Here is a 24,344-nt window from a genome sequence, read left to right as displayed (position 1 = left end):
GCTAGACCGACAAACTGCGTCCCGCAAGTCGTGGGTATTCTCCCTGGCGCCCTTGCAAAAAATATAAGCTCGAAAAAAAAGAGCTAAACGGATTCCACGATCTTCCGATCAACAGCTTGAGGGGGCTGCGGTGCTGCCCTTGGGCGTTTGATCGGGGGGTTATCGGATGGTGGCGATCGTGACGGGGTCCGGCCTGGGGCTGGAGCGTGGATCGGGGTTCGTGCTTGGCTCGCGCGGCATGCTGGGCGATGCGGCGACGGGCCGGATGGGCGAGAACGTCACGATCAACGCGGCAACCGGGAACCTGGTGATCCAGCGTAAAGACGAAATCCTGATCGGTCGCGGCCCGGACAACGTCCTGGCGCGCACCTACAACAGCCTCGGCGGCATGACCGACGACAACGGCGACAACTGGATGATGAGCGCGCAGCGGCGGATCGTGGTGGACAGCACCGCCAATACGGTCACGCGCTTCGACTGGGACGGATCGAGCTCGGTCTACGGTTGGGATTCGGGGGCCAACGCCTATGTCAGCAAGGCAGGCGCGGGCGCCTTCGATACGATCCGCCAGGTCAGCGGCGTCTGGACGTGGACAGATGGTCCGACCCAAACCACCGAGACCTACGACATGACCAAGGGAGGAAATGTCACGGCCACCCGAGATACGGATGGCAACACCCTCACCTACACCTATAACGCGGCTGGCCAGCTGACGAGGGTCACGACGGCCGATAGCGACTACACTGAACTGGTGTGGTCCGGCTCGAACATTACGCAACTGGTCACCTACTACAGAAGTGACAGTTCGGTCCCGACGAAAACCGCGATGACGCGGACCCATTACACCTATGATGCGCAGAACCGCCTCAAGACGATAATCACGGACCTCACGCCGCTCGACAACTCGATCTCTGATGGGGAGGTCGTCACGACGACCTACACCTATGACGATGGCCCTGGGGCGAATGACTATAGCCGGCGGATCACCCGCATTTCCGAAAGCGGCGGGGCCACGATCGACATCACCTACACCGCTGACAAGACGAAGGTCGCGTCCTATACGCAATATCTGACCGGTACGATCACAAACACCGTCTCGTTCAGCTATGCGTCGGGCGTCACGACGATCACGGACGGCCTCCAGCAGGTCACCAAGCTGAGCTTCAACGCCGACAACCAGTTGACGAAGATCGAGATGCCGCCGGCACAGCCCGGGGGGGCGGTCCGGTCCATCGCCTATGTCTATGACGCAGGCGGCAACGTCACGAAGATGACCGACGGTGGCGGCAAGGCCACCACCTACCAGTACGATACCAACGGCAATTTGACGCTCCAGCGTGATGATGCCGGCAACACGATCACCCGCACCTATGGCGCGAAGAACGAGGTGCTGACCGAGACGCGCTATACCGCAGCCGACGAGGACGATGCGACGGTGATCGCGCCCGCAGGACCGGTCACGACGCGTTATGTCTACGACGGCGAGAACCACCTCGTCTTCGCGATCTCGGCCGAGGGCAATGTCACCGAGTTCATCTACAACAGCTTCGGGCAGCAAACCGCCACCATTGCCTATCCGGACAATGGTTATGACGTGTCCGCGCTCGGAACCGGCGTCAGCCCGACCGAAGCGACCCTGCTTGCCTGGAAGGCCGCCATCACCAATCTGAGCACAATCGAACGCGAAACCTTCGCCTTCGATTTTCGCGGAAACATCACTCAGTCCACGAAGCGGGCAAGCGCATCCGACACCGGAGCGCCTACCGGCGCCTATTCGCGACTGTACTACAGCTATGATCAGTTCGGAAACCTGCTGTCGCGGCGTAGCGACGGCATTTCGAACAGCGAGACATTCACCTATGATGGACTGGGCAGGCTGGCCAGTTCGCACGACCTCAACAATGCGACCACCACGATCGTCCATGACGATGCGCTCAACCGCACGGTCACGACATTCGCCAGCGGAATGGTACAGACCGCCACCTACAACCGGGCTGGCCAACTGATCAGCCTCCAGGAATCGGGCTCCGGACATCCCACGGCGACCGCCGAATATCGCTATGACACGCTCGGCCGGCTGCGGACGGCATCCGACGCCAGCGGGCGGAAGACCTATCATCTCTATGATGCCCTCGACCGCAAGATCGCCGACGTGTCGGGCGATGGCGGATTCACCGAGTATCGCTACGATGCTGCCGGCCGGCTGGTGGCGACGATCGGCTATTCGCAGCGGCTTAACCAGACACAACTGACCGCGCTTGCAACCGCTGAGGGTATCAGCGACCTGTCGACGATCCGGCCCGTCGACCCGTTGAATGACGCGGGAGCGACCTGGGAATGGCGGATTTACGACCGGGCCGATCGCCTGGTCCAGGTCATCGACGGCGGGGGCAATGTCACCAGCTTCGACTATGATGGCCGCTCAAACCTGATCAGGACGACCGGGTACTACAATACGCGGGCACCGCTGGTCGCCAGCTTCAAGGTCACGACACCGACCGTGATGCTGAACGTTGTCGCCCATGCAAAGGACAATATCAGTCGGGTCTTCTACGATGAGGACGGCCGTCAGGAGGGCACGCTCGACGGCGCCGGCTATCTCACTCGGACCATCTTCAACGCCGCCGGCGAAGTCGTCGAGACGATCGCCTATTCCGGCCTGATTGCCGATACGAACCTGCGCAGCACCGGCACGCTCGACGAATTGGTGGCAGCGACAAGCGGCAGTGCCGCACGTCATCGGTATTTCACCTATGACGGGCGCGGATGGCTGACCTATGAACTTGACACCAATCTGCGGCCGACATCGTATCTTTACGACGGCGCAGGCAACCTTATCGGCAAGATCGACTATGCCAAATCGATTGCCGCGAGCGCGTCCTACGGGAACAGCTATGTCGCGGCCCAGGTCGCCGGGTTCACGACCTCCGACAATGCGACCACCCGCTGGAGCTGGACGGTCTTTGACGAGGCCGGCCGCGTCGGCTTCTCGATCGATGCCCAGGGCGGCGTCACCAGGAACAGCTATGATGCGCTGGGGCGGCTGACGAAGGTCACGGCGTTCTCGGTCGCCAGAACGATCACCAGCCCACAAGACCATGCGAGCATGCTGACGTGGGTCGGCACGAACTACAACGCGGCCGTGGATCGCGAGACCCGCTACATCTACGATCTGGCAGGCCGCGTCGCCTATGAGATCGACAGCGAGGGCTACGTCACTGAGATTGGCTATGATGCTGAGGACAGGGTGACCCTCAGGAAGCGCTACGCCTCTCCCTTCGCCATCGATGACAATGCGACGACCGGGGATGTCGCATCGCTCATCGGCGCGTCGGCAGCACGAGCGGAAAGCTTTTCCTACGATCCGGTCGGGCGCCTGTCGACCAGTACGGACGGGATCGGCACCGTCACCCGCTATCTCTACGACGCGCAAGACCGTATTACCGATCGTATCGTTGCGGACGGTACCGGCGATGCCGCCACGCTTCACTACGCCTATGACGCGGCGGGCAGGCTCGCGAACGAAACGTCGGCCTACGGCCAGCCCGAAGCGTCGGTGACGAGCTATGCCTATGACGGCATGGGCAACATGCTCACACGCACCGACGGAACCGGTGCCGTCACCACCTACACCTATGATCAGCTCGGACGCGTGCTGTCGGTCCTCGAGCCGGGTCTGGTGGCAAGCGCCGCGACATCGTTCGTCTATGACGGCTTCGGTAACGTCATCCGCAAGCAGGGCCAGCGCGCGGAGGTTACCACCTATGCCTATGATGCGCTCAATCGCCTGATCTGGGAGGTCGACGCCGAAGGCTATGCGACCCGGACGACCTATATGTTCAGCGGCGATGTCGAATCGGTCACGCGCTATGCCAATCGCGTGACCGCCTCGGGCCCCGGTATCGTGCCGACCGTGGCCGCCGATGCGACGCGCGATGCGACCATCTCCTATGTCCGCGACAAGCTGGGTCGCGCGACGACCAAGACCGACGCGCTCGGCTATGTCACGACGACGACCTACAACGCCTTCGGCGAGATCGCCTCGCAGATCGCTCCCCGCGACACCACGTCACCGACGACGATCCAGACCAACTTCACCTACAATCGTCGCGGGCTGCTGACGCAGACCGTGGTGGACGCCGTGGCGGCCGGCAAGAATCTCACCACATTCTATGAATATAACGGGTATGGCGAACGCAGGTCGGTCACAGATGCCGCCAATAGCACGACCCTCACCCGATATGACGATGCCGGGCGGGTGAGCGAGACGCAGGATGCGCTCGACCACCTCACCGTCTACACCTATGACCGGCGGGGCAATCTCGTCGCGACGACCGACGCGCTGGGGAATGTCACCCGCAACGTCTACGACAAGGCCGGCAACCGGATCGCAACCGTCGATGCCCTTGGCGGTGTCACCAGCTATCGCCATGATGCCGAAGGCCGGCTGATCGCGACCACGGCTTACGCCAACCGCATCGCGCTCAGCGGCACCACGCCGCTGCAGATGGCATTGACCCTGCCGACGGTGAGCGCCACCGCCGACCAGACCACCCGCTATGCCTATGATGGCAAAGGCCAGCTGCGCTTCACGCTCGATGCACTCATGCGCCTGACGCAGTTCGGCTATGATGCGGCGGGCAATCTCGTGCGCACGACCTCGTATGATGGCGCTGTCGCTGCGGACACCAATCCGAATGTGAACGCGCGCTACGATCTCGCCTATCTGACCGGGCAGGTGAATTTGCTTGCGAGCCTGCCGAACACCCGGATCGAACGCTCGGTCTACGATGCGCTGGGTCGCCTTACGTTCGGAATCGACAGCGGCAACCGCGTGACCGCCTTCGCCTATGACGCGCAGGGCAATCGATCGCAGCAGGTCGCCTTCGCCGCGCTCTACGGTTCGGGCAGCGACCCGACGCATGCGGACATGGCGACATGGAGCGCAGCGAACGCCGGCAATGCGGCGAACCGTGTGAGCCGCACCTTCCATGATGCCGCCGGGCAGCTCGTCTACAGTGTCGACGCAATGGGATATGTCACCGAGTATCGCTACAACAAGATGCGACAGGTCGAGGAAAAGGTCGCCTACCCCGCGACTTATGCGATTGACGATGCAAGCACGATTGCAACGATCGCGTCCACCATCGGAACGACGTTGCCCGATGACGCCCGCATCGACAAGTTCATCTATGATTCCGCTGGGCGCCTGATCGAGACCGTAGACCGAGGCAATGTGCGCACCGTCATGCAGCTTGATGCGCTCGGGCGCACGACCTCGGTGACCGTCGCCTTTGGCACACCCGACGCCGTGACGACGACCCGCAGCTATGATGCGCTCGGCCAGGTCGAGTCCGAAACCCGTGCCGCGGGCACGGGCCGCGCCGCGACGACCGGCTATACCTATGATGCGCTGGGTCGCCTGGACACCAGCTCCTTCGCAGGTATCGTCACGAAATGGACCTATGACGCGCTCGGCCGGACGGAGACCAGGTACGATGCGTTCGGCATCGTCGACAAGCAATTACAGCAGAGCTTCACATATGATGCGTTTGGACGCCTGAAGTCGGAGACGGATCGCAACGGCAAGACGACCGTCCGGGAATATGACCAGCTCGATCGCCTGAAGTCCGTTTCGGTGCCGGTGGATGACAATGCCGCCAACAACCTGGTGACGCGCTATGATTACAGCGCACGCGGCAATGTGAAGACCACCGATGCCGCCGGCGGCCTCAGCTACAGCTATGTCGACAAGCTCGGCCGCAATATTCTGACGGTCGATGCCGAAGGCTATGTGACGCGGACGACCTATGACGCCTTCAGCAACGTCGACAAGGTGACGCGTTTCGAGGCGCGGATCGCTGTCACACCGAGCCTCGATACGCCGCCCGTTCCGGTCAACAGCAGCGGCTCTGATGCAACCACCGACTTCGACTATGACAAGCTGGATCGCGTCCAGAAAAGCACAGATGCCGAGGGCCATTACGAACTCTATGGCTACAATGCGTTTGGCGACCGCGAGTGGCTGCGAAACAAACTCAGTGACCAGGACGGCATGTCTGTCGCAACCTTCACTTACAGATACGACAAGATGGGGCGGCTGATATCCGAGACGCTACCGGCTAGCCACACAACCCCGGATGGGGCCGTTCTCGTTACAGAAATTGTCAACGATTACAGCTATGACCGGCGCGGTAATCGGATCCGCAAGGTCGAGCTGTCCAATGTCGTGAACAGCCAGCAAGTCCAGACCGACTCTCGCACCACGGAATATAAGTATGACGAACTGGACCGACTGACCGAGAGCAAGATCACCAACCAGGTCGCGGTGCTCTATGACGGGCTCCTCACCTCCCCTGCCGGCCAGAATCAGCAGATCTTCGTGGAGCGCCTCACCTATGACGCCCGCGGCAACCTTGTCCGCAGCCTCGATGCCTCAGGCGCCAACACCGACTTCTATTATGACGAACTCGGGCGCCGCACCGCCCAACTCCGCGCAACGACCATCACGGGTACCCAGTACAGCGGCACGCTGACGACCTGGACCTATGACGGCAATGGCAACGTCAAGACCGAACGCGTGCACGACGGCGCAGTGCCCGTGCCCGAAGACATCGGCAGCCCATACGCCGACCCGCCCACCACCTATCGCGAAACGCAGTTCAATTACGACTATGCCAATCGCCTCAAGGACCGCACCGTGGCGGGAAGCGGCGGCGGCGTCTTGGTTGGCTCATGGAGCACAATAAATCCCGGCTCTGGCGCGTTTAACGTGAGCCAACAAAAACAGTCGCTCACCACGTCATACACCTATGACAAGCTCGGCAACGTCACCAAGGTGACGGATCCCAACGGCGCCAGCGTCACCTCCTACTACGACAGGCTTGGCCGCCGAATTGCTCAGGTCGACCAAGAAAATTATGTCACTTACTACACCCTCGATTCCGACGGAAACGTGCTGCGCGAGGAGCGGTCTTCGCATGCTCTGAACCTGACGACCTTGCCCGCGTCGGTGAACGGCCTCGCGCCGAACCGCATCGGGTATAGCAGGTTCGAAGGCCAAGCCGCTGGCTGGACGATCGGCGCGGACACGGCCAACATCGTCACGTCGGGGCCGGCCCGAAATTCGGACAATGGCAAGCAGAACCTGAAGATCGACTTCAATGCGACCGGTCCGGAGCAGACAGTTTCAATCGCGACAGATTGGGCCAATTCCTTCTCCGTCACCGGTGGCGAAAGACTTTCCGTCCGGGCCGGCGTCGAGGTCACCGGCCCAGCAGTCTGGACGAAGCTGGTCGTCTGGTGGGTGGACGCCAATGGCCTTGGTGCCGGCAGTGCCACGATCGATGGACGGTGGGGGAGCCCGATTCCCTATGGTACCATCCTGTCCGGCACCATCACGGTGCCACCGACCGCGGCGTCTGCTCGCTTTGAGGTCTATACGACGACGTCGGGAGCCGGCATCGGCAGTCTGCAGCTTACCGAGCCGATGGTCACGCGCGCTCCCGCCGACGTCAACAGGATCGAAAATAGCGGCTTGGCTAATGGGCCCGCAGGCTGGGTCAATGCAGGCCAGTCTGGCGCCATCACACTGATTGGCCAACTGCACACCGGCAGCGTTGGCGCGACCAATTATCTCAGGGCAGACTTCAACGCAACGGGGCCAGGACAGACGATGTCGCTGGCCACCGACAAATGGTGGCCGGCCACCGGCGGGGAGCAATTCCATGTCCGTACCGGAGTGGAAGGGCTCGGCGCCGTCGGCAGCCTGACGCTCACCATCTGGTGGCAAGATGCGTTCGGCAACGGCACGCGTGTCGACATCGCCAGCCTCAACGGACCGCAAGCGTACAACACTGTGATGTCGGGAACGGTTACTGCCCCCCCCGGCACGATCAGCGCACGCTTCGAAGTCTACATGACAAGTGCTGGCGCCGGCACCGGATCGTTCAACATCATCCAGCCCTCGGTCAGCCTGTCACCTCTTGGTATCGCGGCTCTCCCTTCGTTCGTCCGCGGCCCGCAGTCGGCAGCCGTGCTCGATGCGCCGCGGATCACCACCTTCACCTATGACAGGAACGGACGGCGGCTGACCGAGACGCGCAAGAATGTCGTTCGTTCGACAGTCGGCGGGACCGGCGCAATCTCCAATGCAGTTGTGGATGCCACGATCACCTATACCTATAATGGCCTGGGTCAGGTAACGAGCAAGACCGAAGCCAACGGCGACCGGACCGACTATGTCTATGACGCGATCGGGCGTCTCACGCAGGAAAAGGGAGCGGCCTTCGCAGATTACACCGGCACAAGCGTGAGGCCCACCACAACCTACGCCTATAACGGCCGTAACGACCTCACCCGCACGGAGGTCAGTTCCGCCGGCTACTGGGACGTGCGGGTCACCAAATATGTCTATGACCGCGCCGGTCGAATGACATCGATGACCGACGCTGCGAATTTCACTCGGTCTTACGCCTATGACGCGATGGGTCGGGTGACGCGCGAAAGCTACACCCGTCAGCGCGGCGATGGCAGCGCCAATGTCTACGAAGGCATTGGCTACCGCTACGACGCCGGAGGCCGCCTGATCACCCAGGCGGTCGGCACCCGAGCCACGGCTTCTGGCGACTTCATCGCGGGCGGGACAGAGCTTGCAGCGACCTGGATGCGCTATAACAGCTTCGATGAAATGACCGACCGCGGTATCGGGATCAGTGTCACTGATGCGCCCGTAAATACCGGCGGTCGATTGCAGGAGGTATTCGACTATGACGCGGCCGGCCGGCTGTGGCGCAGCCGGACGGACGATGGCGTCACGCGCATATTCCTCCACGACAAGAATGGCAATCAGACGCTCAGCCTGATCTCCACGACGGTTTCCCTGATGGATGTTTCCCAGGAAAGCGCTGCGCAGTCGATCGATGCCGGCCTGGGAACCAGCAACATCGCCGGCGCCATCACCACGATCGAGCTCTATGACAAGCGCGGCATGTCGACAGCGACGAGAGAACCGGCGCGCCAGATCAACGCCACTTCGACACTCTACAATCTGACACGAAGCCGGGCGTACAACGCATTCGGAGAGGTGGTGCGGGAGACCGATGCCCTCAATCGGTCTACGACGTTCGAGTATAACGCGCTTGGTCGTTTGACGCGCAAGACCAGTCCCCAGGTCGAGGTGACCAGCGCCAACGGTGTCAGCGGTCAAGGCAATCCGATCGAACGCTACGCTTACGATGTGTCCGGTCGCCTGATCGGCATTCAGGACGCGAATGGCTTCTGGAACACGCGCTTGCTGCTGGCGGGCACCGGACATGGCGGTGGCGCCACCGGCGGAGACGCCCTTGTCCTCAAGGAGTTCCATGCCGATAGCGGCATCGTCGAAAACAAATATGATGTGTTCGGCGACAAGCGTGTTTCGATCAACGAAGCGAGCATGACGACACTATACGGCTATGATGCGATGAGCCGGTTGGTCCAGGTCGTCTACGCATTGCGGCCCGCGAACGAGATCGGCAACACATCAGGCGACCTCCAGCTGATCGACCAATATCGCTATGACGGCCTTGGGCAGCGGATCGCGACCTGGAACTCGATGTTCTTTCCGACCTACACGAACCCTTTCGCGCCGCCTTCCGGCAACAACACCAATCAGACGGTGACGACCTATGACGCGCTCGGGCGTGTGGTCGCGACCCGGGCGATGGGTGGAGAACTCACCACCTATTCCTATTATTGGGATGTCGGGATGAATTTCCCGTCGATCGGCGTATTGGGCGGCTGGGTCAAGACCACCACGAACATGCTCTCGAAGAACCGCATCGATCGCACAAATTACTTTGGCTGGGAAAAAGGCTATAGGGACTTCGGCGGTCGCCAATATAACAACTACTATAATTTTGCGGGGCAGAAAACGAGCGGCGGCTGGGATGATGCCGGGGCCCAATTTCAGTACTATAATACCGGCCTGTTGAAGCACGAATTCAACGACGGAAAGGGCTCTACGTCCTACACCTATGATCAGGTAGGAAACCTCAAGAGCGAGACCTTCACCACCGATTTTGGCTATCAATACCGTAACGCTACAGCGAACTACGATGCGCTCGGGCGGATGACTTCTTGGTCTGATTCAGGCGGTACCGCCAATGGCGTAAACATCCCGGCTGCCTCTGTGACTTGGAAATATGATGCGGTCGGCAATGTTCGATCAACCACGACAACATATCGGCCTCTAAACGATCAGGGCGACGCCGTGTCTGGGCTGCCGCCTCGGACATACTGGTACCTGTATGATTCGATGAACCGGGTCACAACCTCCCAGGGCGAACTGGTGAATGGCGCGATCGGGCGCGGCACTGAGGGGCGCGACATCTTTTACGACAAGGCGGGCAAGCGCACCGCAATGATCTTCACGAAGATCTCTGCCCAATATATCCCCGACCCCGATTATCACCCTTCCCCCTACGATCCGCCGACGAATGAAATCTATGTCAGCACCATCACTCACAGCCGGGAAGATTATCAATACACGGCAGATGGATATCTCGCCGCTGTTCGGCGCGGCGAGGCGGTGTATCAAGCGCCCTATGGCTCGACCGTGGTCGATGGCGGCGCACCGACGACGGCCGGCCCAGTCCTTGCCACCTACACGCGCGATGCGATGGGGCGGATTACCGCATATAGCGAAGGCGCGAATTATTCGCAGGAAACGACATACAACGCGGCATCGCAGATTACCGTTCAGCGCACGACGACGGTTCGCGGCGACGGCACCTACCTGTCGATCGTCAACAACGACTACGACGCCGTGGGCAACCTGACTTTCACCACGACCGACGCAGCGAAGAACGGCAGCGATAGTGCGCTGCCTGACAATTCGACCACCTACACCTATGAATGGTGGGACGGTCCGCTGCAAAAGACCATCGTCTACGACAGCGACACCGGGAATGTCGGCAATGCGCCGTGGAGCACGACGTTCAACTACTCGACAGCCGGGAGCATCCGCTCCGCCAGCATCATCGATGGGCGTTCGCGAACGGTGTCCTTCATCACCGACATAAACGGCGCGATCATCAATCGCGACGAAAATGACGCTGCTACCAACAACGGCGACCCACGCGACGTGCGCTACTTCTTCGGCGGCAAGCAAATGGGGCACATCTCGAACAACGGCATCGACAATGTCGATTATGCCGCGTCGGTGACCGACCATCTTGCAACCCCAGGCTACGGGGCGTTCCGTAACGGCGCGAGTTCGGGCTCTGCCTATTCATCTTTCGCCGATAATTATGAGGCAATCAACGGCTACAATTCGAACGATGCCGCGACGACGTATGTCGTCAACACTGGCGATACGCTTGCCAGCATAGCCCAGGCGACATGGGGGGATGCCAGCCTCTGGTACGTCATTGCCGACGCCAACGGACTCTTCGGTTCGGAGACGCTCGTCGCGGGCCAGACGCTCAAGATCCCCGACAAGGTGGTCAACGCCAAGAACAACGCATCGACCTTCAAGGTCTATGACCCCAATGAGGCCATCGGCGACAACTCGCCCAGCGACCCGGTTGCGCCAAAGCAGCCTAAGAAGAAAGGCTGCGGCACTTTCGGCGCCATACTTTTGGTGGCCGTGTCAGTCGCAGTTGCTGCGATCGCTGGGCCTGCGATAATTGGTGGCGTGCAAACATTCCTTGCTGGAGGAGCCGTAGCCGGCAGTGCTGCCGCATCGGCCGCAGCGATCGGGGGTGGGATCATTGGGGGCGCGTTGACCGGTGCTGCAGCCAGCATCGTCAGTCAGGGCGTGGGCATCGCAGCAGGGATTCAAGATAGCTTCAACTGGAAAAATGTAGGGTTAGCAGCTGTTGCCGGCGCGGTTGGCGGAGGCATCCAAGGATGGGGCAACGCCGTCGCCGAGGGGCTGAAGACGGGCGGAGCTATAACGACGTTCGGAAAGGTTGGTGCATTTTTGGGCCGCTCGGGCTTTACGAGCGGCCTCGCAAGAGGCGTAATTACGAGCGCGATTTCTCAAGGTGTCAGCGTCGCCACCGGCCTTCAGAATGGGTTTGACTGGGGAGGAATTGTTGCCTCGGGCCTCGGTGGCGGTGTAAATGCAATAGTTGGGGGCACGTCTTACATCTCCGGCGCTGTTGGGGGCGTCGCCGGAGCCGCAGCAACCTCGCTAATTTTAGGCCGAAGCTTCGGCGATACAATCATCAGTTCCTTACCCAGCATCGTTGGAAACACGATTGGCGGATTGGTAGCCAACGCAGTTGAAGACTCGCTGATTGCAGCCAAAGCCTCTAAAATTATCAAAGAGAACGGCTGGGATGAGAAGGACGCCACGTTAAAAACCGTTATTAGACGCCTCTTGGAGTTTGGAGCGTCTGACAGTGAATTGAGGCAAAGCTTGACGCCTTTGGGCACTGAAGTTGGGCCAATGGGTCTTGCCCCTAGCAGCGCACTTGGCCCTCACGACGTAGCCAGGACGGTCGATATTCCCTATGATGGTGGGTTGCTAGAGCGCATTTTTGTGCCGGCAAATGCACGAATTGACGAGGTAGAAAAGTCCATCAGGACCAAAGATTTTAAATCTCTAATTGACAAGTATTTTGACGTCGAAATAGCAGAGAATCTTCGAGATAATCCCTTGCGCCCGCAAGCCGAGAAGGATTTATCCGATGCGCTTAACAAATTAATGACAACAAACGTCGGTAAGCGCATCATACTGAATATGGCATATCAAGATTATCACCAAAAGATTGTTCTCAGTCCCACTGGTGGAAGCGCAGCGATTGCCGGAAAAGGCAGTCCTATTTTATATAATTTTCGACAAATCGGAGAAATTAATATATTCTCTTCCGATACAAGTGTATTGAACCGCAATACTATAGCGCTTGCTCATGAATTAGGGCACTCCGTCTTGGGATATAGAGATCCGGTTAGGGCAATAAACGTCAATCCACCGGCCCTAGATGTTTTCAAGACCTTGTCAAAATCTTATCAGGATCGGATCTTGAAAGACCTCGTGCCCAATACTACGGGAGACAATGTTCGTTACGTTGAGAACCCAATTAGAAAAGAACTTGGCATTTCTCCTCGAAAATCTTACTTAGACGAAGCTATATGGAAGCCATATCATGATACCTTTAAGAAAAATTGACATAAAGCGAAGCGCTCAATTTGGTGCCATTGGTTTTTTGATTTTTTTTGTCGCATGCTCTGACCAAGCAGACGTGTCGTCGCGATTAGAAGACGATAAGGATTGCCCTGTCATATACGTTGACGCTCACGGTCGTGAGTTGGACTTGCTGTCTGGGAACAACATCCCCGCGGAAGACGCCGCGTTAGATTATCGTAAAGGAGTTATGAAACTAATAGCGACTCCTAGCGACGTTGAAGGTTTCGCTATACCGTCGGATAAGATGTATAACGACCTTGTTTATCAAATCCGTATGGGCAATATCAAAAACGGCAGCGATTCAATCGAACTTGGAACGAGAATATCATTATCTGGCTATAAATATATTGAAGATCATCCACAGAAATCGCAACGCGAGATCTGTGCCGTTCAAAAAATGAAAATGGAAGAATACGCCAAATCTTATAATAATGTCATCCTTGCGTCCATCGCAAATAGATGAAAGCTCTGAAATTGTAGTTAGTAAGTAAAGCTTGGCATTCTTGGGCTAATTTGAATTTAATTACGAATTGAATTACGGTGATGCGTGCATAATCCCCCTAATTAAGACATCCATTTTGGCCACGCTGGCTCAATGGCTCGCCTTCCCCGACTCGCCCTTCCCGGGATTCCGCATCACGTCACCCAGCGCGGCAATCGTCGCGAGCAGACCTTCTTCGAGGATGGAGACTATGCGCTCTATCTCGATCTCCTGTCCGAAGCGGCGCTCAAGGCCGGCGTTACCATCTGGTCGTATTGCCGTAAGCGGGTCCGCGACCCCACCTTGCGGCGCTGAAGCACAGCGCCGAGTTTCCGCGCCCTGATTGGGTGGAGGGCGCTGGTGCTATGACGATGTCATGTGATGATGCTGGCACTAGCCGGGTAACGCGCTTCGAAGTGTTCACCGGCGCGGGGCGCCGTCGGGATTGGCCGCCGGATGTGAAGGCATCGATCGTGGCCGAGAGCTTCTCCGGGCAGGAGACGGTCTGCTCGGTCGCGCGGCGCCATGGCATGAGCCCGTCGCAGCTGTTCACCTGGCGCCGGCAGCTCCGCAAGCAGATGGAGAGCCAGGGTGCGGGTGTGCCGGCATTCGTGCCCGCCGTGGTCGATGTTGGCTCGGCAGAGGAGCCTGGGGCAGCGATCCAGCGGCCGAAGCAGCGGCGGCGCTCGAAGGCGAGCGCCGTGGAACTGGAGATCGACGGCGTAGCGGTGAAGATCAGCCACGGTGCCGACGCCGGGGTGATTGCCGCGGTGATCGAAGCGCTCCGGGCCACCCGATGATCGGACCCGGATCAGGTGCGAAGGTGATGGTCGCCACGCGCCCGGTGGACTTCCGCAAAGGCCCAGATGCGCTGGCTGCGTTGGTAGGTGTCGAGTACGGCGGTGATCCCTATTCCGGCGTGATCTACGTGTTCCGGGCTAAGCGCAGCGATCGGATCAAGCTCGTCTGGTGGGACGGCACCGGGTTGTGCCTGATGGCCAAGAGGCTGGAGTCCGGCGGGTTCAAGTGGCCGGCAATCCAGGATGGCGTGATGCGGCTGACGGCGGCGCAGTTGGGCGCCTTGCTTGAGGGGCTGGACTGGCGCCGTGTGCACGGCGGACGCCGCCCGATTGCGCCGCAGATTGCTGGTTGACGGGATGTTCTGCTCCTGATTCACTGCTTCCATGCCCATGGAAGCGGACCTTCCCAACGATGTCGAAGCGCTCCGTGCGCTCGTCCTCGAGCAGGCCCGCGAGCTCGATGCACTGAAGGTTTTCCAGGCCGAGGTTGAACGCCTGAAGGCGATCATTGAGGCCCTGCAGCGGCACCGGTTCGGCCGCCGGTCCGAGCAGCTCGATCCCGATCAGTTCGAGCTTGCTCTGGAGGAAGTCGAGACGGCCTTGGCCCAGGCCCAGCACGCCGTGGACAAGGCGAGCCGGGCATCTGCGGATCGCCCGCGCAAGGCCAACCGCGGTTCGCTGCCGCCCCATCTCGAGCGGATCGAGCAGGTCGTCGATGTCGAAGATAAGGCCTGCCCCTGCTGTGGCGGCGCGCTCCACCAGATCGGCGAGGACGTGGCTGAACGGCTCGACGTCGTGCCGACCACCTTCCGCGTGCTGGTCACGCGCCGCCCGCGCTATGGCTGCCGCTCGTGCGAGGGCGCGATTGTCCAGGCACCGGCGCCGGCGCGGATCGTCGAGGGTGGTATCCCCACCGAGGCGCTGATCGCACAGGTCCTGGTCGCCAAGTACGCCGATCACCTGCCGCTGTACCGCCAAGCCCAGATCTACGCCCGCCAAGGTATCCAGCTTGACCGGTCCACCCTGGCGGATTGGGTCGGCCGGGCAGCCTGGTACTTGCGCCCCTTGCGCGATCAGATCCTAGAGCGATTGCGACGATCCGAGCGGCTGTTCGCCGATGAGACCACGGCGCCAGTGCTCGATCCCGGGCGTGGTCGGACCAAGACCGGCCAGCTCTGGGCCTATGCCAGGGACGATCGACCATGGGGCAGCGAAGATCCGCCTATGGTTGCCTATGTCTACGCCGCTGACCGCAAGGGTGAGCGGGCCGAGGCCCATCTCGGTGACTTCGCCGGCATCCTGCAGGTCGACGGCTTTGGCGGCTATGCCGCCCTGGCCAGGCGCCGGCAGCAAGTGAGCCTCGCCTTCTGCTGGGCGCACGTGCGGCGCAAGTTCTACGAACTGGCCGAGAGTTCGCCGGTCGCGGCCGAGGTGCTACGCCGGATCGCCATGCTCTACGCGATCGAGGACGAGGTTCGCGGCTCCTCGGCGAAGCAGCGCCGCGCCGTGCGCGCCGAACGGGCCCGCGTCATCGTCGATGACCTGCACATTTACCTCGCGGCACGGCTCCGTCAGGTCAGCGCCAAGAGCAAGCTCGCCGATGCGATCCGTTACGCGCTGACCCGCTGGGCCGGGCTGACGCTGTTCCTCGACGATGGCCGCGTCGAGCTGGATTCCAACACAGTCGAGCGGTCGGTCCGCTGCGTGCCGAAGCGTGTTTCACTGTGCAGCCCTTCATCAAGTGCTTGTCAACATTGGAAGCATGCTCGCGTCACTGTCGCGACACGGGTGGCCTTTCCGGGCCGCCGCAGATTTGACAGCCGCCGTGGTCAAGTCAGCCGAGCGGATCTGATACGGCGCGCCACGAACCACCTGGTCAGCCGGAAGCACGCCGGTTTTGACGAGGCGTCGTATCACGTGGTTCGTCACGCCTAGCGCGGCTGCCGCTTCGGTCATCGTCAACCATTCGCCGTCTTTCACCGCAGACCGGTAGGCATCGATCCCTCGCACGCGGCGAACAGAGTAGACCCGGTGCGCCGTCCAGGCTTTACCCTGGCCGGTTGGCAAGCCCATTCGGTTGAGCGAGGCGGCAATATGTTCGTCGGACCAACGACCAGCCATGTTGCGCATTACCGCCAGAGCATCCTCGGCGGTCGCGCATCCATGCTCGCCCGCTTGCGGCTTGCGAACACGCAGTTCGGAGTGCTGGCCGCCTCGCCAATGGAGCGTGAGCACGACGTCACGCACCTCATCGTCGACGTCCACGATGATGTCGGCGATCAACGCGCGCAGCATTTGCTGGCGGGCACGCATCGTCACGTCGGGTGCGTTCCAGGCCGCTGACAGGTTTTCCGCCATGTTGGCGAACGCGTCTGTATCGACCTCGATGGTCGATAAGTTTTCCGTGGGCTGACGGGCCTCCAGGATCGTGTCCCGGGTGGTGGTGTAGCTCGTCGGTAGCAAAGCTGACCGGCTGCGCGCTTGCGAACAGCGCTGTAGCAGCCGGTCAGCTTTGCGGGTGGCCATCGGTGATCTTCGGATAGGTTTGGGTTGCGACACTCGAACCGACGGAGATCCCGATGACCGACGACAAGATGAACGTTCAGGCGCTGCTGGGGAAGAGCGCGGATGCCGACTTCCTGCGCGAGATGATCGGCTTTGCGGCCCAGCGGCTGATGGATCTGGAGGTAAGCGGGCTGACAGGTGCCGGCTATGGCGAGAAGAGCACGGAACGTCTCGCCCAACGCAACGGCTACCGCGAGCGCGATTGGGAGACCCGCGCCGGCACCGTCGAGCTGCGCATCCCCAAGCTGCGCAAGGGCAGCTATTTCCCCGGCTTCCTCGAGCCGCGACGGATGGCCGAGAAGGCGCTGACCGCGGTGATCCAGGAAGCCTATATCCAGGGCGGAGCCTGCCAAGGTTCCGGCGATGCGTAGCATCGTTGGAAAGCAGGCGGAGGGATCTCGACGCGCTCGGTCGACGATCTGGTGAAAGCGATGGGGATGAGCGGCATCTCCAGGAGCCAGGTCAGCCGGCTGTGCGAAGAGATCGACGATCGGGTGAAGGCCTTCCTCGACCGGCCGATCGAGGGCGACTGGCCCTATCTCTGGATCGACGCCACCTATCTCAAGGTCCGTCAGGCCGGGCGGATCGTCTCGGTCGCGGTGATCATCGCGGTCGGTGTCAACGGCGACGGCCGGCGCGAAGTCCTTGGCATGGCGATCGGCTCGTCCGAAGCCGAGGTGTTCTGGACGGCCTTCCTGCGCAGCCTTGCGCGACGCGGCCTGCGTGGCGTCAAGCTCGTCGTCTCCGATGCCCACGAGGGCATCAAGGCGTCGGTCTCCAAGCTGTTCAACGCGACCTGGCAACGCTGCCGCGTCCACTTCGCCCGCAACGCCCTGGCCCATGCCGGCAAGAGCGGGCGCCGAGTGGTGTCGGCGTTCATCGCCACCGCCTTCGCCCAGGAGACCGCCGAAGCCGCCAGCGTCCAGTGGCGCAAGGTCGCCGACCAACTGCGGCCAACCGTGCCCAAGCTCGCCACCTTCATGGATGACACTGAGCAGGACGTGCTCGCCTACATGACTTTCCCGCCGCAGCATCGCGCCAAGCTGCACTCGACCAATCCCATCGAGCGGCTCAACGGCGAGATCAAGCGGCGCACCAACGTCGTCGGCATCTTCCCGAACGAGGACGCCATCACTCGCCTTGTCGGTGCCATCCTGCTCGAACAGAACGACGAGTGGGCTGTACAGCGCGCCCGGTACATGACGCTGGAAAGCGTCGCTCCGTTCAGCGATAACCCTCTCGTCAGCATGCCCGCCGTGGCTGCCTGATCAATCCGGCCTCGCCGGAGATCGCCGTCACAACGCCGGCGAACCTACACCACCCGGTGGGACACGATCGCCTCCAGATCGCGGACGCGCCGTAAGGCGATTTCCCAGTTTTTCTCCAGCTGCGCGGCGATCAGCCGATTGTCGGGATCGCAGGCTGCGTAGCGACGCTCGGCCAAGTTCGCCTCGTAGCGTGCCTGCTGGAGTTCCAGGTCGAGGATCTGCCGTTGATCATCTTGTCGTTCCCGGTGCATCCGCTCCGCCTCGAACGCGGCCTCGATCGCTAAAGGTTCTACCGACCGCAGCAGTTCGCGCGCAACCGCTGCATCCACCCGTGGACCGCCGAAGGTCATGCACCGGGGCAAGCCCATCATCAGGTTGGGTTTGTCACAGCGGTACACCGGTCGGCTTTGCGGATTTCCGGTGTAGGTGACCGTCAGCCGCCGTCCGCACCTTCGACACGTCATGATGCCGGCGAGTAGCGCCCGGCCTCCGCGGCCGGATTTGACGCCGTCGACACGGCCATAGGCGTTGAGGGCCAGCTGTTTCTGATTTCGCTCGTATTCGTCCCAGCTGACGTACCCCTCGTGATGCTCTTTGATGAACACCTCCCACGTGCCGACCGGCTTGCCGTGACCGTAACTTCGCCGCGCTCGCCCATCGACAATGGCGGTCCGCTTCTCGCTTTTCCCGTAAACGTAAACGCCGGCGTAGAAGGGGTTCTTGAGCACTGAGATCACATTGCGATAGCGGATCGGCAGCCATACAAAGCCGGTCATGCGGCCCTCGTCTGAGGGGCGGGGGAAGTGGATCTGATCGGCCTTCATCGACAACAAGACTTGGCGGGCGCTGCCCAGCTCTCCGAAGCGCCTGAAGATGAGCCGGATCACCTCCTGCAGGCGCAGATCAGGATCGAGTCCCAACCCTGCTTCGCGATGCCAGACGTAGCCGAACGGGACCGACAAGCGCAGTTCGCCCCGACGCGCCTTCGACCTAGCGGCGTCGAGCATCCGCGTCCTGAGAACCCCGAGCTCGAACTCGCTGATGCTGCCTTTCATACCCAAGAGCAGGCGGTCATTGGGCTGGCAAGGATTGTACACGCCATCATGATCGATGACGCGGGCCTCGACGAGCCCGCACAGTTCCAGCAGATGGTGTCAGTCGCGGCCATTTCGCGCGAGCCTCGACGCATCGAGGCACAAAACCGCGCCTACCTTGCCCGCGCATAGCCATGCTACGAGGCGATCGAAGCCTGGCCGCGCAACTGTCCCGCTCGCGGATCGTCCGAGATCATCGTCGATGACTTCGATGTCGCTGAACCCGTGCTGACGCGCAATGTCGACGAGGTCATATTGCCGCCGCTGACTTTCCAGATTGGTCGTGACCTGGGATTGTGTCGATTGGCGCACATAGACGACGGCCTTGCGCTTCAGCAGCTGCGCCGGGATCAGGTCAGCTCCGGTCATCGCCGAGCTCCTCGACGACAAGGCCGGCTGCCTGCATCAGGATTTGGGCAAGCAGGATTACAGCCTTCGTGCGCTCCGCCTTGCTCATTCCGTCCACCCTGCGGGGCTCGAATATCAGGCTCATCTGTCGGCCCGAGGTCGGCGCGGGCGCGTCGTGTTTGTTCATCGACTTCCTCCCATGCGACTCCATCATCGCGTTGGGAGTTTGATGAAGCAGCCACCGCAGTGACCAGCGTGTTCAGTTCGCACAGTGCCGCGATATCAACTTGGGGCGAACCGATTGTCATCTTAGCGCAGGCGATGGGATCCACCATCCAGCGCGGCATCGAAACGACAATGCCAGATGGCCCTTCTGCCTTCAGGAAGCAGCCTGTCGCTCGCTCTTCCACCCGCCGTACGGTGACTTTTTGCCCGACGTAGGGATGCCACAGATAGTGAACTTCCCGCGCTTCCCCGACATGGCAGAATGAACGGGCGATGCCGCTCGGGCGGAAGGCATGGCTGTTTTGCGGTTCGGACCGCGGCGGTCAGCGCGCCGCCATCCTCTACACCCTGATCCAGACCGCCCGCCTCAACGATGTCGACCCGCAGGCCTGGCTCACCGACGTCCTCGCCCGCATCGCCAGCCACCCGGTCCGGAGTCTCAATGAACTGCTGCCTTGGAACTGGCGCCACCAACCCAACGCTATCGCCGCCTGATCATTCATCAGCCGCGGCCCTCGGCGGATGGATACTATCCTATACGCTCAACATTTACATATGCCGCCTTCCGAAACAGCGTACGAAATTCGATCGAATGTCCATATCGCTCAGATTCAAGAACAAATGTTTTCTCGAAAACTTGATAAGAAAAATATGAAACGAAACCTTTACGCCTTATCGCGTTGACCGTGATGATCTCATCCGCAGTGGCATCGCAAATATCGATACCTACCACCTCATCCTCAAGAGACGTGTTGTTGATGTCAATCATCATCCGCCAAACTGCGTTCCTTTGTCCAACTGGTACGGACGCCACGTACGGCCCATAGGTCATGTAAGCTATCGGATATGTAACATTCGCAGCCCATCCGCCCCAAGGTTCAGCAAATCCGGTCGCGTACGGCAAAGACGTAGCGAACCAACTGATGTCGAATTGCTTCTCCACCTGAACTCGGGCACGATTGTCTGCCTTGTCGTAATCATATTTTGTCAGAGCCCCCTGGCCCCTCTGCGTGCGCACGAGACGCCCAAGCGCATCATATTCAAACTGATCAGAAGAGGTTTGCAATATAGCTGCTGCCGCAGGAAAATTATTACCATCACAAAAGCAAAAAAAATCCAAGTTGTCATATATTTTCCTTCTGTATTTAGATTTTAAATAATTTGTTAATACGGCCCTTTTTTCGTATAAACCGTAATATATTATATTTCCATCATTATGCAATTTTCTTGTATCAAGATATCAATGACGAAATCGGTGTGCCGTTGATAATTCTAATGCGGCAAAGAACAACGTATTGCCCGACCATTGCCAAGAGATCCGGGTACCTAGTGGATTGATCGGAACGGAAGAGTCCGTTTTGTGGATTCCGCTGAGCGCGACATTGTGCGACGAGTCGGTATGCGTAGTGGTATCACCTTCGTCGTCACGGCACCGGATCGGGCGCGGCTTGAAGCTCTCGTTTCGGCCCGTGGGTCGCCCCAGAAGCATGTATGGCGCGCGCGGATCGTCCTTTTGACGGATGATGGGCTGGGCACCGTTGCGATCATGGCGCAGACGGGCAAGTCGAAAACGTGCGTGTGGCGCTGGCAGGAGCGGTACATGGCCGAAGGTGTCGATGGCCTGCTCCGCGACAAAACCCGCCCCCCTGGCATCGCGCCGCTCGAGACGACGCTCGTCGACAAGGTTGTGGCGTTGACGCTCGAGGCGCCGGCTCAGGAGGCGACGCACTGGACGGTGCGCGCGATGGCCAAGGCGGCGGGCATCGCAGCGTCCTCGGTCGTGAAGATCTGGCACGACCACGGCCTCGCGCCGCATCGCTGGCGCAGCTTCAAGCTGTCCAACGACAAGGCGTTTGCCGAGAAGCTGCACGACGTGGTCGGCCTCTACGTCTCGCCGCCGGCGCACGCGATCGTGCTGTCGGTGGACGAGAAGAGCCAGATCCAGGCGCTCGACCGCACACAGCCGGGGTTGCCACTCAAGCGCGGCCGGGGGGCGACCATGACGCATGATTATAAGCGCAACGGGACGACCACGTTGTTCGCGGCGCTGAACGTCCTCGACGGCTCGGTGATCGGGCGCAACATGCAGCGGCATCGGCACCAGGAGTTCATCCGCTTCCTGAACGCGGTCGAGGCCGAACTGCCGTCAGACAAGGCCGTCCACGTCATCCTTGACAACTACGCCACCCACAAACAGCCGAAGGTTCGCGCCTGGCTCGCCCGGCATCCGCGCTGGACTTTCCACTTTGTGCCTACGTCGTGTTCCTGGTTGAACGCCGTCGAGGGCTTCTTCGCCAAGCTGACCCGCCGGCGCCTGAAGAACGGCGTCTTCTGCTCCGTCGTCGATCTCCAGGCCGCCATCAACCGCTTCATCAAAGAGCATAATCAGGAACCCAGGCCGTTTGTATGGAAGGCTGATCCCGATCACATTATCGCTGCCGTCAGGCGCGGGCACCAAACGTTGGAATCAATCCACTAGCGCCCCCGATTCAAAATGTCGATACGAACGCTAGTCACATCTCACCGGCAGATCCGCCGGATCTGGTTAGGGTGAATATCTCATGGGAAAATCCACGAAAGCCACGCGTCGTTTCTCCAATAAAGCCAATCCTTATTACAAGCCATTGATGATCGGGATCTGTGCCGTCCTCACCAGCGGATTGATCTCGGGACCAGCCAACGCCGGTAACCTGGCGATCAGTGGGGCCGCCAACGGCGGAACGATCAGAGTTGCCGCCTCGACGGATCGGTTTGCCGGCGCCATTGAGTCGCTAACCTTCCGGGGGGTGGAATACGTCGATATCGCCGATCATGGCCGCCAGATTCAATCCGCGATCCAAGTGGACAATCTGGGAGAGTGTTACAATCCCAATGAGGCAGGCAGCAACGCGGACGGGACGCTTCCGACCAGCTCGAGCGTCCTGACATCTATATCGAATATGGGAGGGGTTCTGACGACCCAGACCCGTCCTGCATTCTGGCTTGCTCCGGGCGAGAACTACGGACGACCCTGCAGCCCGTTTACGTCGGTTTCGACCGCGCAGAACAGCACGGTTCTGTCCAACTTCTCGATCGGCCGGACCACAAGCTTCTACGGCGCCGCAGCACCGAATGTGCTGGTGATGAATACGCGGTTCGTCGTGCCCGAAAACAGAACATCTGCCAGCGTCGAGGCGCTCACCGGCTACCTCCCGGCAACGTTCAATACGTTTCTGACCTATGACCGGAATACGCGCACTTTGACGAAACTCACGGCCACGGGAAGCGGTCAATCCACCAATACGCCGATCATCGTGTCGCGGCCGAACGGTGCGCATGCCATGGGGGTGATGTCCAACGCCATCCCCCGCAATGAGCCTAATCGGCAATCCTACTATGCCTATGTTCTGTTCGGAGGATCCACACCGACCGCAAAATGGTCCTGTGTGTACAACGAGTACAACATCACTGCCGGATCGACTTATGACTATTCGTGTCCGATCGCGGTCGGTACCGTAGATGAGGTGATCGCCGCGATGAACGCTTATCCCGGCGCACCTGTAAGCGATATGGTGCCGGTATATCGGTTCACCAAGTCTTCGCGCCATTTCATGACACGGTCTTACTCTGAAGCAGCCGGAGATGGTTGGGGATTCGAGACAACGGGCTTCCACGCTTTTGGCGGCGGCGGAACAGGGCGACATGCGCTCTACAGGTGCTACAATGCGTCTATCGCTGATCACTTTGTCTCGACGCAGGCAAATTGTGAAGGTTTCAGCCAAGAAGGTGTTCTCGGGTTTGCCTCGTCTTCACCCTCTGCCGGATTGATGCCCCTGTACCGCTTCTATAAAGGCGGAAACCTCAAGGATCATCTGATCACGATAAATTACGCCGAAGGTGCGAACAATGGGTACACCTATGAGGGCGCCCTCGGTTACGTGGCCTCATAGACGGGTACGGTCGCATTCGCGGCTGCGGCGAGGGGATACGGCAAGAGCCGTGTGCCCCTCCCGCTTTTTGTTTAACTCTCGGAAGCAGCGCGAGCGACCGGGCCACATCTTGAAACGCATCGCCTTGATTAGATCAGATCGAGGCCCAGCTGCCGTTCCGGCAGCGGGGCAGCGATAGCCTGCTGCAATGCCTGCTGGTGATCCATGCGCTCTGCTAAGCGCTCAAGCCGCCGCTCGCTTCGCGCTTCGCCCCGGCTGCCGACGGTCTCGTCCAAGGCCGTTCTGGTCCTGATAGGCGCGCGTGCCGGGGGCGACGACATGCGTGTCGGTGATCTGAGCGATGAGCATGGCGATTCTCCCGTGGCCGATCCGCTCTTTCCACGTCCTGTACATTTGTTCAATACTGTCATCCGAATGTCATGATGGGAGCGGATATGCCTCAACAGCAGCGTAGAAT

General features: G+C 60.2%; 14 protein-coding genes and 2 pseudogenes. 11 read left to right on the top strand and 5 right to left on the bottom strand.

Annotated features, from left to right (window positions below; all coding sequences use genetic code 11):
- The first annotated feature begins 166 nt into the window (after positions 1 to 166).
- The 8 genes and pseudogenes from NX02_RS19065 (at position 167) to NX02_RS19035 (ending at position 18,291) form a co-directional block, all read left to right on the top strand.
- Entirely contained in the window at positions 167 to 13,159 is a 12,993-nt protein-coding gene (locus NX02_RS19065; protein WP_025293786.1) for a DUF6531 domain-containing protein, read from the top strand.
- Positions 13,137 to 13,640 (top strand): hypothetical protein, encoded by a 504-nt coding sequence (locus NX02_RS32600; protein WP_158014090.1) that lies wholly within the window; start codon positions 13,137 to 13,139, stop codon positions 13,638 to 13,640. The genes NX02_RS19065 and NX02_RS32600 overlap by 23 nt, the downstream gene beginning before the upstream one ends.
- 132 nt (positions 13,641 to 13,772) lie before the next feature.
- Positions 13,773 to 13,973: a hypothetical protein gene (locus NX02_RS19060; protein ID WP_025293785.1), complete on the top strand. Its 201-nt coding sequence runs from the start codon at positions 13,773 to 13,775 to the stop codon at positions 13,971 to 13,973.
- Positions 13,974 to 14,023: 50 nt separating this feature from the next.
- Complete coding sequence (gene tnpA, locus NX02_RS19055) at positions 14,024 to 14,458, top strand: IS66-like element accessory protein TnpA (RefSeq protein ID WP_025290615.1); 435 nt, start codon at positions 14,024 to 14,026, stop codon at positions 14,456 to 14,458.
- A gap of 26 nt (positions 14,459 to 14,484) precedes the next feature.
- On the top strand, positions 14,485 to 14,811 hold the full coding sequence (gene tnpB / locus NX02_RS19050; RefSeq protein WP_245648858.1) for an IS66 family insertion sequence element accessory protein TnpB: 327 nt from the start codon (positions 14,485 to 14,487) through the stop codon (positions 14,809 to 14,811).
- 31 nt (positions 14,812 to 14,842) lie between these two features.
- Complete coding sequence (gene tnpC / locus NX02_RS19045; protein WP_342671269.1) at positions 14,843 to 16,393, top strand: IS66 family transposase; 1,551 nt, start codon at positions 14,843 to 14,845, stop codon at positions 16,391 to 16,393.
- A gap of 159 nt (positions 16,394 to 16,552) precedes the next feature.
- The gene (locus NX02_RS19040; protein ID WP_039996685.1) at positions 16,553 to 16,801 is read left to right on the top strand and encodes a hypothetical protein; all 249 of its coding nucleotides are present in this window, start codon (positions 16,553 to 16,555) and stop codon (positions 16,799 to 16,801) included.
- A gap of 236 nt (positions 16,802 to 17,037) precedes the next feature.
- Positions 17,038 to 18,291, top strand: a pseudogene (locus tag NX02_RS19035) (IS256 family transposase).
- 44 nt (positions 18,292 to 18,335) lie between these two features.
- On the opposite strand, the gene NX02_RS19030 reads toward NX02_RS19035, so the two are convergent.
- From NX02_RS19030 to NX02_RS19025, 3 genes are all read right to left on the bottom strand, one after another.
- The gene (locus tag NX02_RS19030) at positions 18,336 to 19,346 is read right to left on the bottom strand and encodes a recombinase family protein (protein WP_245648645.1); all 1,011 of its coding nucleotides are present in this window, start codon (positions 19,344 to 19,346) and stop codon (positions 18,336 to 18,338) included.
- A gap of 99 nt (positions 19,347 to 19,445) precedes the next feature.
- The gene (locus NX02_RS33650; protein WP_245648644.1) at positions 19,446 to 19,754 is read right to left on the bottom strand and encodes a recombinase family protein; all 309 of its coding nucleotides are present in this window, start codon (positions 19,752 to 19,754) and stop codon (positions 19,446 to 19,448) included.
- Complete coding sequence (locus NX02_RS19025) at positions 19,741 to 19,920, bottom strand: hypothetical protein (protein WP_025293784.1); 180 nt, start codon at positions 19,918 to 19,920, stop codon at positions 19,741 to 19,743. The genes NX02_RS33650 and NX02_RS19025 overlap by 14 nt, the downstream gene beginning before the upstream one ends.
- 305 nt (positions 19,921 to 20,225) lie before the next feature.
- On the opposite strand from NX02_RS19025, the pseudogene NX02_RS19020 reads away from it, so the two are divergent.
- A pseudogene (locus NX02_RS19020) lies at positions 20,226 to 20,453 on the top strand (transposase domain-containing protein); the annotation flags it as partial.
- A 34-nt stretch (positions 20,454 to 20,487) separates the two neighbouring features.
- Here the strand turns inward: NX02_RS19020 and NX02_RS31680 are convergent.
- The gene (locus NX02_RS31680) at positions 20,488 to 21,078 is read right to left on the bottom strand and encodes an RHS repeat domain-containing protein (RefSeq protein WP_158014089.1); all 591 of its coding nucleotides are present in this window, start codon (positions 21,076 to 21,078) and stop codon (positions 20,488 to 20,490) included.
- 279 nt (positions 21,079 to 21,357) lie between these two features.
- On the opposite strand from NX02_RS31680, the gene NX02_RS19015 reads away from it, so the two are divergent.
- Positions 21,358 to 22,437: an IS630 family transposase gene (locus NX02_RS19015; RefSeq protein WP_025290714.1), complete on the top strand. Its 1,080-nt coding sequence runs from the start codon at positions 21,358 to 21,360 to the stop codon at positions 22,435 to 22,437.
- A gap of 82 nt (positions 22,438 to 22,519) precedes the next feature.
- Positions 22,520 to 23,887 carry a hypothetical protein gene (locus NX02_RS19010; protein ID WP_158014088.1) on the top strand — a complete coding sequence of 456 codons (1,368 nt, stop codon included), beginning with the start codon at positions 22,520 to 22,522 and terminating at the stop codon, positions 23,885 to 23,887.
- 128 nt (positions 23,888 to 24,015) lie between these two features.
- Here the strand turns inward: NX02_RS19010 and NX02_RS19005 are convergent, their stop codons facing one another.
- Positions 24,016 to 24,162, bottom strand: a complete 147-nt coding sequence (locus tag NX02_RS19005) for a hypothetical protein (RefSeq protein ID WP_158014087.1) — start codon at positions 24,160 to 24,162, stop codon at positions 24,016 to 24,018.
- Positions 24,163 to 24,344 lie beyond the last annotated feature (182 nt).

Origin of the sequence: Sphingomonas sanxanigenens DSM 19645 = NX02, from assembly GCF_000512205.2 — a bacterium.
Taxonomy (GTDB): Bacteria; Pseudomonadota; Alphaproteobacteria; order Sphingomonadales; family Sphingomonadaceae; genus Sphingomonas_D; species Sphingomonas_D sanxanigenens.
This window is presented reverse-complemented; position numbering and strand designations above follow the sequence as displayed.

Excerpts from the sequence above, each read along its gene's own strand:
- NX02_RS19065 (WP_025293786.1), top strand. The coding sequence starts at position 167 with ATGGTGGCGATCGTGACGGGGTCCGGCCTGGGGCTGGAGCGTGGATCG.
- NX02_RS32600 (WP_158014090.1), top strand. The coding sequence starts at position 13,137 with ATGATACCTTTAAGAAAAATTGACATAAAGCGAAGCGCTCAATTTGGT.
- NX02_RS19060 (WP_025293785.1), top strand. The coding sequence starts at position 13,773 with ATGGCTCGCCTTCCCCGACTCGCCCTTCCCGGGATTCCGCATCACGTC.
- tnpA (WP_025290615.1), top strand. The coding sequence starts at position 14,024 with ATGACGATGTCATGTGATGATGCTGGCACTAGCCGGGTAACGCGCTTC.
- tnpB (WP_245648858.1), top strand. The coding sequence starts at position 14,485 with ATGGTCGCCACGCGCCCGGTGGACTTCCGCAAAGGCCCAGATGCGCTG.
- tnpC (WP_342671269.1), top strand. The coding sequence starts at position 14,843 with ATGCCCATGGAAGCGGACCTTCCCAACGATGTCGAAGCGCTCCGTGCG.
- NX02_RS19040 (WP_039996685.1), top strand. The coding sequence starts at position 16,553 with ATGTTCGTCGGACCAACGACCAGCCATGTTGCGCATTACCGCCAGAGC.
- NX02_RS19030 (WP_245648645.1), bottom strand. The coding sequence starts at position 19,346 with ATGAAAGGCAGCATCAGCGAGTTCGAGCTCGGGGTTCTCAGGACGCGG.
- NX02_RS33650 (WP_245648644.1), bottom strand. The coding sequence starts at position 19,754 with ATGACCGGAGCTGACCTGATCCCGGCGCAGCTGCTGAAGCGCAAGGCC.
- NX02_RS19025 (WP_025293784.1), bottom strand. The coding sequence starts at position 19,920 with ATGAACAAACACGACGCGCCCGCGCCGACCTCGGGCCGACAGATGAGC.
- NX02_RS19015 (WP_025290714.1), top strand. The coding sequence starts at position 21,358 with ATGCGTAGTGGTATCACCTTCGTCGTCACGGCACCGGATCGGGCGCGG.
- NX02_RS19010 (WP_158014088.1), top strand. The coding sequence starts at position 22,520 with ATGGGAAAATCCACGAAAGCCACGCGTCGTTTCTCCAATAAAGCCAAT.